This is a genomic window from Streptomyces diversicolor (assembly GCF_057537855.1).
In genome coordinates this window covers 57,505-72,065 of sequence record NZ_BAAJXA010000018.1, presented here as the reverse complement: position 1 = coordinate 72,065, position 14,561 = coordinate 57,505, and the positions used below count along the sequence as shown (strand labels likewise).

Genomic DNA, 14,561 nt, shown 5'->3' with positions numbered 1-14,561 from the left:
ATGCGAGTCGGAGTGATGAGCGGCCCCGAGCGGGGCGACGCCGCGTACAAGGCGGACCGCATGGCCGACGACGCCCGCTGGGCGGAGCAGGCCGGATTCGACACCGTGTGGGTGCCGCAGGTGCCCACCGACTTCGACGCGCTGACGGCCGTCACCCTGATGGGCCGGGCCACCTCGCGCATCGAACTGGGCACGGCGGTGGTGCCGGTGCACGCCCAGCACCCCGTCGCCCTCGCCCGCCAGGCCCTGTCCGCGCATGCGGCGGCCGGTGGACGTCTCGCCCTGGGCGTCGGCGCCTCCCACCACTGGATCGTGCGCGACATGCTCGGCATTCCGTACGAGAAACCGGCCGCGTACACCCGCGCCCACCTGGAAGTGCTGACCACCGCGGTCGGCGGCACGGCGTCGGTGGATGTCGAGAACGACGTCTTCCGCGTCCACAACCCGCTCACCCTCGGCCCGGTCTCCCCGCTGCCGGTCCTGCTGGCCGCGCTGGGCCCGGTGATGCTGCGCGTCGCCGGCGCGCTGACCGACGGGACCGTGCTGTGGATGGCGGACGAACGGGCGGTGGCCGAACACGTCGCCCCCACCCTCACCAAGGCGGCGCGGGAGGCGGGCCGCGCGGCACCGCGCATCGTGGCCGGCATCCCGGTGTGTCTGTGCGGCCCTCACGAGGTGGACGCCGCCCGCGAGCGCGCCAACCGCATCCTCGGCGAGGCCGAGGTGTCGCCCAACTACCAGCGCCTGCTGGAGTACGGCGACGCCCGCGATGTCGGCGACCTGTGCGCGGCCGGCGACGAGGCCGCCATCCGGGCCCGCTTCAAGCGGTTCGCGGACGCCGGGGTGACCGACCTGTCCGTCCGCCTGCTGCCCATCGGCAGCGGCCGGGAGGAACTGGTGGCCTCCAAGCTCCGCACCCGAGACGCGGTGGCGGCGATCGCCCGTGACTTCCGGTGAGCGGGCCGGGCCCCCTGTCGGGGCTGCGCGTCCTGGAGGTCGGGCACATTCTGGCCGGCCCCTACGCCTCGATGCTGCTGGCCGACCTCGGCGCGCAGGTCACCAAGATCGAACCGCCCGGCGGGGACCTGTCGCGCCAGGTCTCGGACGCCTACTTCGCCAGCCTCAACCGGGGCAAGCGTTCCCTGTGCCTGGACCTGGGCACCCCGCAGGGCCAGGGGCGGCTGCACGAACTCGTCCGGGGTGCCGACGCGCTCCTGGTCAATCTCAAGCCGTCGGCGGTCCACCGCTACGGCCTCACCTACCAGGCGCTCAGACCCTGGAACGAGCGCCTGGTGTGCGTGGCCCTGACCGGCTGGGGCATGGACGCGGGCGACCGGCCCGCCTTCGACTACGTCGTGCAGGCCGCCACCGGCATCGCCGCGCTCACCGGCGAATCCGACGGCCCGCCCCAGCTGCCCGGCTACTCCTCCGCCGACAACTCGGCCGGGTTCGCCGCCGCTCTGGGCCTGCTGGCGCAGGTGGTCTCCGGGCGGGGCGGGCAGATCGACGTCTGTCTGCGGGACGTGATGCTCTCGCAGCTCAACTACCACGCCTCGGCCTGGCTGAACGAGGGCACGGCCCCGCGGCGCCTCGGCGGCGCCCACGCCTACTACGTGCCCGCCCAGCTCTTTGCGACCGCCGAGGGCCACCTGGCCCTGTTCATCACCCATGACGGCTTCTGGCGCGCGTTCGCCGCCGAGGCGGGCATCGACGGCTTCACGACGATGCCCGAGCGGGCGGCCCGTCGCAACGAGGTCGTCGCCGCCGTCACGAAGGCACTCGCCGCGGACACGGCGGCAGGCTGGGAGGCCCGGCTGCGGCCCCTGCGCGTGCCCGCCGCGGCCGTACGCACCGTGCCCGAGGCCCTCGCCGACGCGCCCGACGCGGTGGTGGAGGCGGGCGGTTACCGGATGGTCGGCAGTCCGTTCCGGGTCAGCGGATACGAGCCGGAGTACGGTCCGCCGCCGCTGCTCGGTGAACACGGCGACCATGTCTGACGGGACGGCGGCCGCGCCGGTGGCGAGGCCCCTTGGTCGGGGACCGGCTCGACTGCACCCGCCGCTACTTCGGAGGGAAGCGCAACGCCCCGTCCAGCCGCACCACTTCCCCGTTGAGGTAGTCGTTCTCGCACAGATGCTGCACCAGCGCGGCGTACTCCGCGGGGCGCCCCATCCGCCGCGGGTGCGGCACCTGGGGACCCCAGTACGCCTCCAGTCGGTCCCCGGCCTTCCCGTACGCCGGCGTCAGGACGGTTCCCGGGGCGACGGTGACCACGCGTATGCCGAGCGGTGACAGATCGCGGGCCGCGACCAGGGTCATCGCCGAGACACCGCCCTTCGCCGCCGCGTACGGCAGTTGGCCGATCTGTCCTTCGTACGCGGCGATGGACGAGGTGGTGACGACGACCCCGCGTCCGCCGTCCCCGCCGACGGGCTCCGTGCGGCCGATGGCCGCCGCGGCAAGCCGCAGCACGTTGAAGACTCCGGTCAGATAGATGTCGATGGTCGTGCGGAAACCTTCCAGTGCCAGGGGAGAGCCGTCCTTGCCGACGAGCCGCCCGCCGCTCGCGGGCCCTCCGTGGCAGTCCACCGCGATCCGGAAGGTGCCCGCCCGTTCGGCCTCGGCGATCGCGGCCAGGACAGAGTCCTCGTCGGTGGCGTCGGTGCGGACGTAGCGCACTTCCAACTCCGCCTCCAGGGCCTTGCCCTTGTCGTCGGCGAGGTCGGCGACCACGACCCGGGCACCCGCCGCGCGCAGCCGCCGGACCGTGGCCTCGCCCAGTCCGCCGGCGCCCCCCACCACCAGGGCCGCGCAACCATCGATGCGCATCCTCATTCCCCTCTCTTGCGAGTAAGGATCTGAGTGTATGAGAATGTCATTCTCATGAACATAGCCGTGATCCTGGAAATGGCCGCCTCGGCCCAAGACCGGCCGGCCGTCACCGAAGGCGGCCGTACGCTGTCCGCCGCCGAACTCCAGCGCCTCGCGCGTCACGCGGCCGACCGCTTCCGCGGCCGTTCCGCCGTCCTCCACCTGGGGCCGAACCACCCGGCCTACCCGGTGGCCCTGTTCGGTGCGGCACTGGCCGGCATCCCCTTCGTCCCTCTCAACTACCGGCTCGGCGAGGACCAGTTGACCGCGCTGATCGCCCGGCACCCCGGAGCCGTGGTGCTCCGCCCGGACGGTCTCGACGCGCTGCTCACCGCGCGCGGGGAAGCCGCGTGGCGAGCAGCGCCGCAGGACCAGGAGGCCGTCGCGGTCGTCCTCTACACCAGCGGCACCACCGCCGCCCCCAAGGCGGCCCTGCTGCGCCACCGCCACCTGCTCGCCTACGTCTTCAACACCCAGGACTTCGCGTCGGCACAACCGGGCGACGCCGCCCTGGTGGCGCTTCCGCCGTACCACGTCGCCGGGCTGATGAACCTGCTCACGAACCTGTACGCCGGCCGCCGCGTCGTCTATCAGAGCGCCTTCGCACCGGCCGACTGGCTGGCGACGGTGCGCCGCGAGGGCGTCACCCACGCCATGGTCGTACCGACCATGCTGGCGCGTCTGACCGCCGAACTGGGCGACGCGCGGGCGGACGTACCGACGTTGCGCAACCTCGCCTACGGCGGCGCGCGCTGCCCGCTCCCGGTGGTGGAGCGAGCCCTGTGGCAGTTCCAGGACACCGGATTCGTCAACGCCTACGGGCTGACCGAGACCGCCTCCTCCGTCTGCGTGCTCGGCCCCGACGACCACTGGCGGGCCGTCGCGGCCGAGGACCCGGCGGTGCGCGCGCGGCTGGGCTCGGTGGGCCGTCCGCTGCCCGGCGTCGAGGTCGAGATCCGCGACGAGGACGGCAAGGTGCTCGGTTCCGGGCACCGGGGCCTCGTCTTCGTGCGCGGCGCGCAGATCTCGGGCGAGTACGAGGGCGCGAGTCAGTCCGGCGGCGGGGACGGATGGTTCGCCACCCGCGACCGGGGCCGCCTGGACGAGGACGGCTATCTGTTCCTCGACGGCCGCGCCGACGACACGATCATCCGGGGCGGCGAGAACATCGCGCCCGCCGAGATCGAGGACGTCCTGCTCCAGCACCCGGGCGTCGAAGAGGCCGCCGTGCTCGGGCTGCCCGACCCGGAGTGGGGGCAGCGGCTGGTCGCCGTGCTGGTGGGCGCCGGGGACCCGGACGAGATCCGCGCCTTCGCCAAGCGGCGCCTGCGTTCCTCGAAGACCCCGGACACCGTCGTCTTCCGCCCCGATCTGCCCCGCACCCCCACGGGAAAGCTCTTGCGCCGCACTCTCGTGGCCGAACTGGCCGAACCGGCCGAACCGGAGGAGACCGCCGATGCCTGAAGCCGTGCTCGTCGCCGCCCTGCGCACCCCCATCGGCACCGCGTTCAAGGGGAGCCTGCGCGAGACCACCGCCCACGAACTGGCCGACCGCGTCGTCACCGCGGTCGCGGACGGACTCGACACCGGCCTCGTGGACGACGTGGTTCTCGCCGAGTCCCACTACGGCGGCGGAGTCGTCGCCCGGCACGCCGCGTTGACCGCCGGACTGCCGCGGGTGCCCGGACTCGCCCTGAACCGGCACTGCGCGGCCGGCCTGGCGGCGGTGCAGACGGCCGCCGCCTCGGTCCGGGCCGGCATGGACCGGCTGGTGCTCGCCGGCGGCGTCAACTCCGCCTCCACCGCGCCGAAACTCTCCTTCAAAGGCGTCGACGGCCCATGGGTACCGCCGTCCCACCCGGATCGCGCCGACGCGCCCAACCTCGACATGTCGATCACCGTGGGCTGGAACACCGCGGTGCGCGCAGGGATCACCCGCGCGGAGATGGACGCCTGGGCGCTGCGCTCGCACCGCAACGCCGTCCGCGCCCTCGACGAAGGACGCTTCAAGGACGAGACCGTGCCCGTCGACACCCCGCACGGCCCCTTCGAGGCCGACGAGCACCCGCGCCGCGACACCAGCGCGGAACGCCTCGCCGCGCTCAAGCCGCTGCACCCGGAGATCGAGGGTTTCTCCATCACCGCAGGCAACGCCTGCGGGGCGAACGACGCGGCGGCCGCGGTGGCGGTGGCGGACGACCGCCTCGGCCTGCCCGCGCTGGCCACGGTACGGTCCTGGGCCTCGGTCGCCGTCGACCCCGCCGAGACCGGTCTGACCCCGGTCCAGGCCATCCCGAAGGCCCTGCACCGCGCCGGACTGACCGTGTCCGACGTCGACCTCTTCGAGATCAACGAAGCCTTCGCGTCGGTGGCCGTCGCCGCCGTCCGCCGGCTCGGCCTGGACCCGGACACCGTGAACGTCAACGGCAGCGGCTGCTCCCTCGGTCACCCGGTCGCGGCGACCGGCACCCGCATGATCGTCACCCTGGTCCACGAACTGCGCCGCAGGGGCGGAGGAGTGGGGGTCGCCGCCATGTGCGCGGGCGGAGGCATGGGTTCGGCGCTGGTGCTTGAGGTGCCCGCGCCCTGACCGTCTGCACGCGAGAGCCCGGACCGCAGCAGGAGGCCCGGGCTTCCGGTCGTGCTCAGACGAACCGCAGCAACGCCTCCTGGGCGAAGGACGCGAGCAGTTCGCCCTCCTCGGTGAGTACGTCCCCGCGCCCGAAGCACCGCCCGTGCGCGGCCAGCGGACTGTGCTGGCGCAGCAGCAGCCACCGTCCGGTGCTGAACGGCCGGTGGAACCACACCGTGTGCGCGGTGACGGCCGACACGAACACCGTGCCCGAGTCCGCCTGTCTCACCCCCGCCACCGGCCGCAGCGCGGTACCGATCGGTGTCAGGTCGGTGGCGTACGACAGGAGGGCGGGCGCGGCGGCCCGGGGCGCCGCGGGGATGCGGGTCCACAGCTCGTGGACGGCCGGCTCGGCCTTCTCGGTGTCGAGGTCGCTCGCCGCCCGCGACTCCCACGGCAGCAGACCGAGGTCCACCCTGCGCTCCGGGCCGGGAAGGGCCGCGGGCGGGTCGGCCGACTGGCGGTCCGGTCCCTCCTCCCACGCGTGCAGGCCGGCGTTCGCCACCGCGATCACGCCGTGCTGCTGCCGGGCGGTGAGCCGTACGGTGGCGAACGTGCGGCCCTGCTGCGCAATCTCGGCCGCGTAGCGCACCGGTTCCCCGGTGCGGCCCTCGCGCAGGAACTGGGCGTGCAGGGACTTGAGTTCCTTGCCGGTCACGGACCGGCAGGCCGCGCCGGCGAACTGGGCCAGGAGCTGTCCACCGAACAGGCGGCGGTACTCCAGCCGCTGGGAGCGGCCCTCGAAGGCGTGCTCGTCCACGGCCGTCAGGTCGAGGCAGTCGAGCAGGTCGTTCCAGAGGTCGATGGTCACGCGGCTCTCCTCACAGGTCGACGAGACGCGGCGTCCGGGCCTCGCGCAGCAGCAGCGTGCCCGCCTCGCGGGTCAGGTCGCGGGCGGAGCCGAGCAGCCCGTCGAGGACCAGGGCGCGCTTGACGTGCCGGTGCAGATCGTGTTCGGCGGTGAAGCCGATCCCGCCGAGCGCCTGTTGGCAGTGGCGGGCGGCGGTGAGGGCGGCCCGGCCGGCGGCGGCCTTGGCCAGCAGGGCGGAGGTGTCGTCGTCCCCGGGGGCCGTCAGGGCCGCCTCGGCGCCCTCCAGGGCGACGTACGTCTCGGCCAGCCGGTGCCGCAGCGCCTGGAAGGAGGCGAGCGGGCGGCCGAACTGGTGCCGGTCGAGGACATGCCGGCGGGCCAGCGCGAGCATCGCCCGGCCGGTGCCGAGCAGCCACCAGCCGAGCGCCCGGCGTCCGTCGGCCAGGGGCACCCGATCGCCGGCCGTGACGCGCCGCAGCGGCAGCGCGGGGTCGAGGGCACGGCCGTCCGCGCTGTCGTCCCGTGCCCACTCCACCCACGTCCCGCCGGTGTACGGCAACGCGAGCGTCCGGCCGGGCGGGCTCCCCGCCTCCCGCAGGACCACGTCGTTGAGGACCGACGCGTGCGCTCCCGTCTCCCCGAGCAGACGGAACACCAGCGGGATCGCCGTGCCGGGCTCCTCGGTCAGCATCCGGGCCCAGCCGAGATCGGCGAGCGAGGCGTCGACTGCGGTGCCCGAGGCGCCCGTCATCGTCTTGCGCAGGACCTGCTCCAGCAGGTCGCGCTCGTCGGCGTCCACGCGCGTTCACTCCTTCCCGAGGTCCAGCAGACGGCGGGCGACGATGTTGCGCTGGATCTCCGCCGTGCCGCCGTAGATGGTCGCCGCACGCGCGTAGAGGTACTCGGTGCGCCACGCGCCCGCGCCGGTCAGCTCGACGGTCCCGGGCAGCAGGTCTCGCGCGGTGTCGTACAGCCGCTGTTCGGCGGTGGCGAGGAGGATCTTGTCCACGGATGTCTCCGGCCCCAGCCGGCCGTCCTCGGCCGCCGTCCGCTGGGTGAGCGCGGACCGGCAGCGCGCGGTGTGCAGGTCGAGCCAGGCGGCGCCGAGGGAGTCGGCGTCCGGCTCGCAGCCGTCGGCCAGCAGCCGGTCGAGGCGGCTGTGCAGATGCGCGATCCGGTGCCAGAAGCAGGTGGACCGCTCGTGCGGCAGCAGGTCCATGGCCAGCCGCCAGCCGTCGCCGGGCGCGCCGAGCAGTCGCTCACCCGGGACGCGTACGTCGTCGAGGAAGACCTCGGCGAACTCGTCGACGCCGTGCAGGGTGCGCAGCGGACGGACGGAGATGCCGGGGGTGTCCATGTCGAGCAGGAACGCGCTGATGCCGCCGTGGCCGGGATCGCCGGTGCGGGCCAGCAGGACACAGCGGGCCGCGTACTGGGCGAGACTCGTCCACACCTTCTGCCCGGACACCAGCCAGTCGTCCCCGTCGCGCACCGCGCGGGTGGACAGCGAGGCCAGGTCACTGCCCGAGCCCGGTTCGGAGAAACCCTGGCACCACTGCTCTTGGCCGCTCAGCAGCCGGGGCACCATCGCGGCGGCCAGCGCGGGCGGCGCGTAGTCGATCAGGGTGGGCACCAGGACCTCGACCATCGACCAGATGCCGGGCTCGGCCAGGCCACGGGAGGCGACCTCCTCGCCGAGCACCGCGCGCAGGACGCTCGGCCCGCCGAGTCCGCCGGCCTCGGGCGGCCAGCCGTGCCGCATCCACCCCGCCTCCCACAGCGCCCGTCGCACCCGCGCGAGCTGGGCCACCTGGGCGTCGAGGCCGTGGTCGTCGCCGGGGGACAGGTCATGGGCGTCGAGCCAGCTCCTCAACTCCCGCCTGAAGTCCGCGACGTTCATGGACGCGAGCGCTCGAAGGCGTGGGGGCGGCCGGAGTCGTGGTCGCCGCTGCGGCGGATGAAGGTCATGGCGCGGGTGCGCAGCCGCCACCCCTGGGCCGTCCGTGCATAGGTGTCGTGGTAGTAGCCGATGCGCATCGTGTGCTCGGAGTGCTCCACGAAGCACAGCGGCTGCGTACCGGTGGCCGCGTCGCCGTCCAGTTCGACCACCGGCGTGCCCACGAGGAACAGCCCCTTGGGAGCCGCGGAGATCAGCGCGGGGAACTCGTCGAGCGGGTAGGTGTCCCCGAACGCGCTGTAGCTGCCGTCGGCGGTGAACACGCCGAGCACCCTGTCCACGTCGCCGCGGGTCATGGCGACCGCGTAACGGGCGAGGAGTTGCCCGATCTCCACCAGGTCGTCGGTAGGGCTCAAGGGACCGCCTCTCTCGTCGTCCGCCTCGTCGTCCGCACTGACGAGAACGGGCTTCTCTTCGATGAGTATCGTGTACGAATGGTTGATTCTCCAATAGCGAGAAGCTAGTTTCCAAACATGGATCAGTTCCTGGCCTTCACGGTGGTGGGCCTGAGCACCGCCGCGATCTACGCCGTGATCGGCAGCGGCCTGGTACTCACCCACACCACGGCGGGTGTCTTCAACTTCGCCCACGGCGCGGCCGGCATGCTCGCGGCCTTCTCTTACTGGCAGCTCGCCGTCGGCTGGGGGTGGCCGGTTCCGCTCGCCCTCGCCACCGTGCTGCTCGTCCTCGCGCCCGCCTTCGGCCTGTTCGTGGAACGCGTGCTGATGCGCCCCGTCCAGTCCCTCGGCGAGGCCGAACGCCTCGTGATGACGGTCGCCCTGCTCACCGGGTGCATCGCCCTGGCCCGATGGGTCTGGGATCCCAACACCGCCCGGCCGCTGTCCCCGTTCTTCGCCGACCGCTCCGCGCTCCGCCTGGGCCCCGCCTCCGTCACCTGGCACCAGGCCGTCACCATGGCCGTCGCGGTCGCCGTCGCCGCGGCGCTGTGGCTGCTGCTCCACCGCACCCGGGCCGGCACGGAGATGCGCGCCTCGGTCGACGACCGCGCCCTCGCCGGACTCACCGGCGCCGACCCGCTGCGGGCCGGCCGCCTCGCCTGGGTCCTCGGTATCCAACTCGCCGCCGTCGGCGGCATCCTCATCGCCCCCACCGTCGCGCTCGACGCACAGCAGCTCTCCCTGCTCATCGTCAGCGCCTACACCGCCGCCGTCTTCGGCAGGCTGCGCAGCCTCCCCCTCACCTTCCTCGGCGCGGTCGTCGTCGGCCTGCTTGAGGCGTACCTCGCCGGTTACCTGCCGCAGAACGACTACCTGCCGGGCCTGCGCCTGGCCGCCCCCGCCCTGCTCCTCCTCCTCGCCCTGCTCGCCTTCCCGCACCGCCGGCTGCGCGGCCGCGACCGACGGCTGGTCCGTGTCCCGCTGCCCACCGCACGCGGCAGCCTCGTCTTCGCGGGCAGCGTCCTGCTCCTCGCGCTGGTCCTGGTCACCGTCCTGACCGAAGACGCGATGATCTCCTACGGCACGGTCTTCTCCCTGGGCGTCATCGCCCTGTCCTACGTCCCGCTGGCCGGATACGCGGGGCAGATCTCGCTGTGCCAGTGGTCCATCGCCGGGATCGGCGCGGTCGTGTGGGGCCACCTCGGCGCGCACGGCGCACTGTGGGCGCTGCCCGCCGCCGTGCTGGCCGCGGCGGCCGTCGGGGCGGTCGTGGCCGTGCCCGCCCTGCGCCTGTCCGGAATCTATTTGGCCCTCGGCACCGCCGCGTTCGCCGTGATGCTCGACCGCTGGATCTTCACCCTCCCCGCCTTCGACGTACTCGGTGTGCGCGTCTCCCTGTTCGACCAGGGCTCGGTGGAGGTCACGGGCCCCGACCTGTTCGGCCTGCGCCTCACCTCCCCGGCCCGACTGCTGCTCCTCGCCGCCGTCTTCCTCGCCCTCGCCTCGCTCGCCGTGGCCGCGCTGCGCCGGGGCCGCTTCGGCCGCCGGCTGATCGCCCTGCGCGACAGCGAGGCCGCCTTCGCCACCCTCGGCGGGCGCCTGCTCGGAGCCAAGATCGCGGTCTTCGCGCTGTCGGCCGGCCTCGCGGGCCTCGGCGGCGCCCTGTACGGCATGCAACTCCAGACCGTCACCGCCGAGCAGTTCAACCTCGTCGCCGGACTGCCGCTCTTCCTCATCGCGGTCGTCGCAGGGCTCGGCGCCGTCGGCACCGGCCTGTTCGCGCCAGTCGCCTTCGTCGTGCCCACTCAACTCCTCGCGCACGCCGGCTCCTCGGCACACGACCTGTCCGCGCTGCTCATCGCCCTCGCCGGCATGGGCCTCGCCCACAGCCCGGCCGGAGTCGTACCCCGTGTGCACGCCGAGTGGCAGCGGCTCGTCCGCGAGCGGACCCTGTTCCCCGTCCTGCTCGGCGTGCTCGCCCTGTGCTGGCTGCTCGCCGCCACCGGCGCGGTCAGCGGTGGCCTGGCGCTCGTCGCGGCCCTCGCCGCCGCCCTCGCGTGCAACGCCCGCGCGTCGGCGCGCCGGGAGACGGACCGCGACGTTCCCGTGGAGTGGTGGGGCGTCCGCCGCCCCTGGCGGCCCGAGGACGGGGAGGTGCTGAACCGTGCCACTGCTGCGCGCTGAGGAGGTGAGCGTGTCCTTCGGGGGCCGCCGCGCCCTGGACACGGTGTCCCTGGCCGCGGAGGCCGGCCGCGTCACCGGACTCATCGGACCGAACGGAGCCGGCAAGAGCACCCTGTTCGACGTCGTCTCGGGGCTGCGCCGGCCACGGACCGGCCGGGTCCTGCTCGACGGCCACGACGTCACCCGCGAGGGCCCGGCCCGCCGGGCCCGGCGCGGCCTGTCCCGCACCTTCCAGCACCTGGAGCTGTTCGGCCGCCTCACCGTCCGCGACAACCTGATGGTCGCCGCCGAACTCGGCCCGCAACGACGGCACGCGGCCGCCCTGACGGACCGGGTGCTGGCCCGCCTGGATCTGACGGACCTGGCCGACGCGCCCGCCGACGCCCTGCCCACCGGCGCGGCGCGGCTCGTGGAGGTCGCCCGCGCGCTCGTCCTGGAACCGAGGGTCCTCCTCCTGGACGAACCCGCCGCCGGGCAGGACGCGAAGGAGACCGCGCGCTTCGCCGGCCTGCTGCGCTGCGTCGCCGACGAGGGCACCGCCGTCCTCCTCGTCGAACACGACATGAGCCTGGTGATGACCGTCTGCGACGAGGTCCACGTCCTCGCCCTGGGCACCGTCGTCGCGAGCGGCCCGCCCGAGCGGATCCGCCACGACGAGACCGTGCTCGCGGCCTACCTGGGGGAGGAATGATCATGGGCGCCGGCGGAGAACCGCTCCTCGAACTGAGCGGAGTACGCGCCGCGTACGACGGCATCACCGTGCTGCACGGGGTGGACCTGGCCGTCGACGCCGGCCGGGTCGTGGCCCTGCTGGGCCCCAACGGCGCGGGCAAGACCACGACGTTGAAGGTCGCCGCCGCAGTCCACCCGCCCAGCGGCGGCCGGCTCCTCCTCGGCGGCCGGGACGTCACCGGCGTCCGCGCCGGGGACCTCGCCCGCGCCGGGGTGTGCCTCATCCCCGAGGGACGGGGAATCTTCCCCAACCTCTCGGTGCGCGACAACCTCTGGATGATGACCTTCACCGGTCGCACCCGGGCAGAGATCGAGGACACCGCCTACGCCCGCTTCCCCGTTCTCGCCGACCGGCGCACTCAGCCCGCCGGCACCCTCTCCGGCGGCGAGCAGCAGATGCTCGCCCTCGCCCGCGGACTCACCACCGACCCCGCCGTCCTGCTGCTCGACGAAATCTCCATGGGCCTGGCCCCGCTGGTCGTGGCGGACCTGTACGAGCGGGTCGCGGACATCGCCCGCGAGGGCGTCGCGGTCCTGGTCGTCGAGCAGTTCGCCACCGCCGTACTGAAGATCGCCGACCATGCCGCCGTCCTGGTCCGCGGACGCATCCCCTGGCAGGGACACCCCGACAGCTCCCTGCACGCCGAACTCTCCTCCTACTACCTGGGGAGCGCCCCATGACGCCCAGCCACGCCCCGGAGCCACGCGCGGAGCGGTTCGCCCGCGAACTGGCCGAGCTGAAGATCCCGGATCCCGCGGTCGCGCGCGCCGCGCTGTGGCTACGCATCGGCCAACTGCTGATGGCCGTGGGACTCGTGCTCGGCGCGATCGCCTTCCCCCTCGCGCACGGCACGGACGACTCCCTCGCCCAGGGCGACGCCCTCGCCGCCGGCCTCGGCGGCATCGCCGCCGCGGTGGTGGGGGCGGCCCTCTTCCTGCGCTACTCGCTCACCGGCTTCCTGCGCTTCTGGCTGGCCCGCCGCTCCCTGGACCTGGAACTGCTGGGGGAGCGGCTGACCACCACGCCCCCGACGACCCCCCTCACGGAAGGAGATCAGCACCATGGCGTCCCCCGCACCGACCCCGCGCCCCGGTGACCAGCTGGCCTCGGCCACCGACACGACACGGGTGATCGTCATCCGGGCCCCGCAGCAGGCGGCAGGACCGATCGAGTGCGGCGGCAGCCCGATGGTCCCCGCGGCCCAGGCCCCCGCCCCGGCCCCGGCCCCGGACGGCGGCGACCCGACGGGCACCCTCATCGGCAAACGGTACGTAGACGCCGCCGACACCATCGAACTCCTGTGCACCGCGTCCGGCTCCGGCCGTCTCGCCTACGCAGGCGAACCACTGACCGTCAAGGCGCCCAAGGCGCTGCCCGCCTCCGACTGATCCGAGACCGAGCCCCGAGGAGGGTCCCCATGGACCGCGACGACATGATCCTGATCAGCGTCGACGACCACATCATCGAACCGCCCGACATCTTCGCGAACCATCTGCCGGCCCGTTACAAGAAGGACGCACCGCGTCTGGTCCACCGCGAGGACGGCACCGACGTCTGGCAGTTCCGGGACAACTCGGTCGGCAACGTGGCGCTCAACGCGGTCGCCGGACGCCCCAAGGAGGAGTACGGCATGGAGCCGCAGGGCCTGGACGAGATCAGGCCCGGCTGTTACGACGTCGATGAGCGCGTCGCCGACATGAACGCCGGCGGTGTCCTGGCCCAGATGAACTTCCCCTCCTTCCCTGGCTTCTCGGCCCGGATGTTCGCCACCGAGGACTCCGACTTCTCCCTCGCTTTGGTGCGTGCCTACAACGACTGGCACATCGACGAGTGGTGCGGCGCCCATCCCGGCCGGTTCATCCCGATGGCACTCCCCGCGATCTGGGACGCCGAGCTGTGTGCCCAGGAGATCCGGCGGGTCGCCGAGAAGGGCTGCCACTCGCTGACCTTCCCGGAGAACCCGGTCCCGCTCGGCTACCCCAGCTTCCACACCGAGTACTGGGACCCGGTGTGGCGGGCGCTGACCGACTGCGGCACGGTGATGAACCTGCACATCGGCTCCTCCGGACGCCTCGCCATCACCGCCCCCGACGCCCCGCCGGACGTCATGATCACGCTCCAGCCGATCAACCTGGTCCAGGCCGCGGCCGACCTGATCTGGTCCCGTGTCCTCAAGCAGTACCCGACCGTCAGGATCGCACTGTCCGAGGGCGGCACCGGCTGGATCCCGTACTTCCTGGACCGCATCGACCGCACCTTCGAGATGCACGCCACCTGGACCCTCCAGGACTTCGGCGGGAAGCTGCCGTCCGAGATCTTCCGCGAGCACTTCCTCACCTGCTTCATCTCCGACCCCATAGGGGTGAAGCTGCGTCACGAGATCGGCGTCGACAACATCTGCTGGGAAGCGGACTACCCGCACAGCGACTCCATGTGGCCCGACGCCCCGGAGGAGCTTCACCGCGTCCTCACGGCGAACGACGTGCCGGACACCGAGATCGACAAGATGACCCATCTGAACGCGATGCGCTGGTACTCCTTCGAACCGTTCGCGCACATCCCGCGCGAGCGGGCAACGGTGGGCGCGCTGCGCGAGGCGGCCGAGGGCCACGACGTCTCGGTGCGGCCCCGCAGCAAGCAGGCGGCCGTCGCCCCGGCGGAGAAACTGGCCAACTACCGCAGGAAAGCGGAGGCGGCCCTCGCGGCGGCCCGGGACTGAGGCGGCGCCGCTCCGGTACGGGGCGCCGGAGCGGACGTGCGGGGGTGTCGTTCTGGCCGGTGAGAAGGACATGGAGGGTGGACCCGGTCACGGCGTCACCGCGGCCGGATCGGCGTCGGCCCGTAGCTCGTCTGACCTGAACGTCGGCGCGCAGAAGGCCGACGACGGTCGCGTGCCGGTCCCCGGTGGGGTGCCGCTACCGCGGCTCCGCGTCCTGCGGGCTCTCCGCCGCCGTCAAGCCAGGACGAGGGCGGCA

15 protein-coding genes are annotated in these 14,561 nt (G+C 73.3%); 10 read left to right on the top strand and 5 right to left on the bottom strand.

Translation table 11 applies throughout. From position 1 onward, the window contains the following. On the top strand, positions 1 to 957 hold the full coding sequence (locus tag AC27LF_RS22290; protein WP_479662866.1) for a TIGR03564 family F420-dependent LLM class oxidoreductase: 957 nt from the start codon (positions 1 to 3) through the stop codon (positions 955 to 957). Next, entirely contained in the window at positions 954 to 1,997 is a 1,044-nt protein-coding gene (locus AC27LF_RS22285; protein ID WP_479662865.1) for a CaiB/BaiF CoA transferase family protein, read from the top strand. The genes AC27LF_RS22290 and AC27LF_RS22285 overlap by 4 nt, the downstream gene beginning before the upstream one ends. A 64-nt stretch (positions 1,998 to 2,061) precedes the next feature. Here the strand turns inward: AC27LF_RS22285 and AC27LF_RS22280 are convergent, their stop codons facing one another. After that, on the bottom strand, positions 2,062 to 2,829 hold the full coding sequence (locus AC27LF_RS22280; protein ID WP_479662864.1) for an SDR family oxidoreductase: 768 nt from the start codon (positions 2,827 to 2,829) through the stop codon (positions 2,062 to 2,064). Positions 2,830 to 2,883: 54 nt separating this feature from the next. Here AC27LF_RS22280 and AC27LF_RS22275 point away from each other — a divergent pair, with 54 nt between their 5' ends. Then, entirely contained in the window at positions 2,884 to 4,335 is a 1,452-nt protein-coding gene (locus AC27LF_RS22275; RefSeq protein WP_479662863.1) for a class I adenylate-forming enzyme family protein, read from the top strand. After that, complete coding sequence (locus tag AC27LF_RS22270) at positions 4,328 to 5,461, top strand: thiolase family protein (protein WP_479662862.1); 1,134 nt, start codon at positions 4,328 to 4,330, stop codon at positions 5,459 to 5,461. The genes AC27LF_RS22275 and AC27LF_RS22270 overlap by 8 nt, the downstream gene beginning before the upstream one ends. A gap of 55 nt (positions 5,462 to 5,516) precedes the next feature. Here AC27LF_RS22270 and AC27LF_RS22265 read toward each other — a convergent pair whose 3' ends face one another. The 4 genes from AC27LF_RS22265 to AC27LF_RS22250 are packed head-to-tail and all read right to left on the bottom strand — an operon-like array spanning position 5,517 to position 8,627. Beyond that, positions 5,517 to 6,314, bottom strand: coding sequence for an acyl-CoA thioesterase (locus tag AC27LF_RS22265; protein WP_479662861.1), 798 nt, complete (start codon positions 6,312 to 6,314; stop codon positions 5,517 to 5,519). A gap of 10 nt (positions 6,315 to 6,324) precedes the next feature. Continuing rightward, complete coding sequence (locus tag AC27LF_RS22260; RefSeq protein ID WP_479662860.1) at positions 6,325 to 7,113, bottom strand: acyl-CoA dehydrogenase family protein; 789 nt, start codon at positions 7,111 to 7,113, stop codon at positions 6,325 to 6,327. A 6-nt stretch (positions 7,114 to 7,119) separates the two neighbouring features. After that, on the bottom strand, positions 7,120 to 8,214 hold the full coding sequence (locus AC27LF_RS22255; protein WP_479662859.1) for an acyl-CoA dehydrogenase family protein: 1,095 nt from the start codon (positions 8,212 to 8,214) through the stop codon (positions 7,120 to 7,122). Beyond that, entirely contained in the window at positions 8,211 to 8,627 is a 417-nt protein-coding gene (locus tag AC27LF_RS22250; protein ID WP_479662858.1) for a nuclear transport factor 2 family protein, read from the bottom strand. The genes AC27LF_RS22255 and AC27LF_RS22250 overlap by 4 nt, the downstream gene beginning before the upstream one ends. 117 nt (positions 8,628 to 8,744) lie before the next feature. Between AC27LF_RS22250 and AC27LF_RS22245 the strand changes: the two genes are divergently transcribed. Genes AC27LF_RS22245 through AC27LF_RS22220 form a run of 6 tightly spaced genes read left to right on the top strand, consistent with a single transcriptional unit; the run spans position 8,745 to position 14,305 of the window. After that, positions 8,745 to 10,853, top strand: coding sequence for an ABC transporter permease subunit (locus AC27LF_RS22245; RefSeq protein WP_479662857.1), 2,109 nt, complete (start codon positions 8,745 to 8,747; stop codon positions 10,851 to 10,853). Next, positions 10,834 to 11,544 carry an ABC transporter ATP-binding protein gene (locus AC27LF_RS22240; protein ID WP_479662856.1) on the top strand — a complete coding sequence of 237 codons (711 nt, stop codon included), beginning with the start codon at positions 10,834 to 10,836 and terminating at the stop codon, positions 11,542 to 11,544. The genes AC27LF_RS22245 and AC27LF_RS22240 overlap by 20 nt, the downstream gene beginning before the upstream one ends. A gap of 2 nt (positions 11,545 to 11,546) precedes the next feature. Then, positions 11,547 to 12,266 (top strand): ABC transporter ATP-binding protein, encoded by a 720-nt coding sequence (locus AC27LF_RS22235; protein ID WP_479662855.1) that lies wholly within the window; start codon positions 11,547 to 11,549, stop codon positions 12,264 to 12,266. Continuing rightward, positions 12,263 to 12,682 carry a hypothetical protein gene (locus tag AC27LF_RS22230; protein WP_479662854.1) on the top strand — a complete coding sequence of 140 codons (420 nt, stop codon included), beginning with the start codon at positions 12,263 to 12,265 and terminating at the stop codon, positions 12,680 to 12,682. Before AC27LF_RS22235 ends, AC27LF_RS22230 begins: the two co-directional genes overlap by 4 nt. Next, positions 12,648 to 12,974, top strand: coding sequence for a hypothetical protein (locus tag AC27LF_RS22225; RefSeq protein ID WP_479662853.1), 327 nt, complete (start codon positions 12,648 to 12,650; stop codon positions 12,972 to 12,974). Before AC27LF_RS22230 ends, AC27LF_RS22225 begins: the two co-directional genes overlap by 35 nt. Positions 12,975 to 13,003: 29 nt before the next feature. Continuing rightward, positions 13,004 to 14,305, top strand: coding sequence for an amidohydrolase family protein (locus tag AC27LF_RS22220; RefSeq protein ID WP_479662852.1), 1,302 nt, complete (start codon positions 13,004 to 13,006; stop codon positions 14,303 to 14,305). The last annotated feature ends 256 nt before the right edge of the window (positions 14,306 to 14,561 follow it).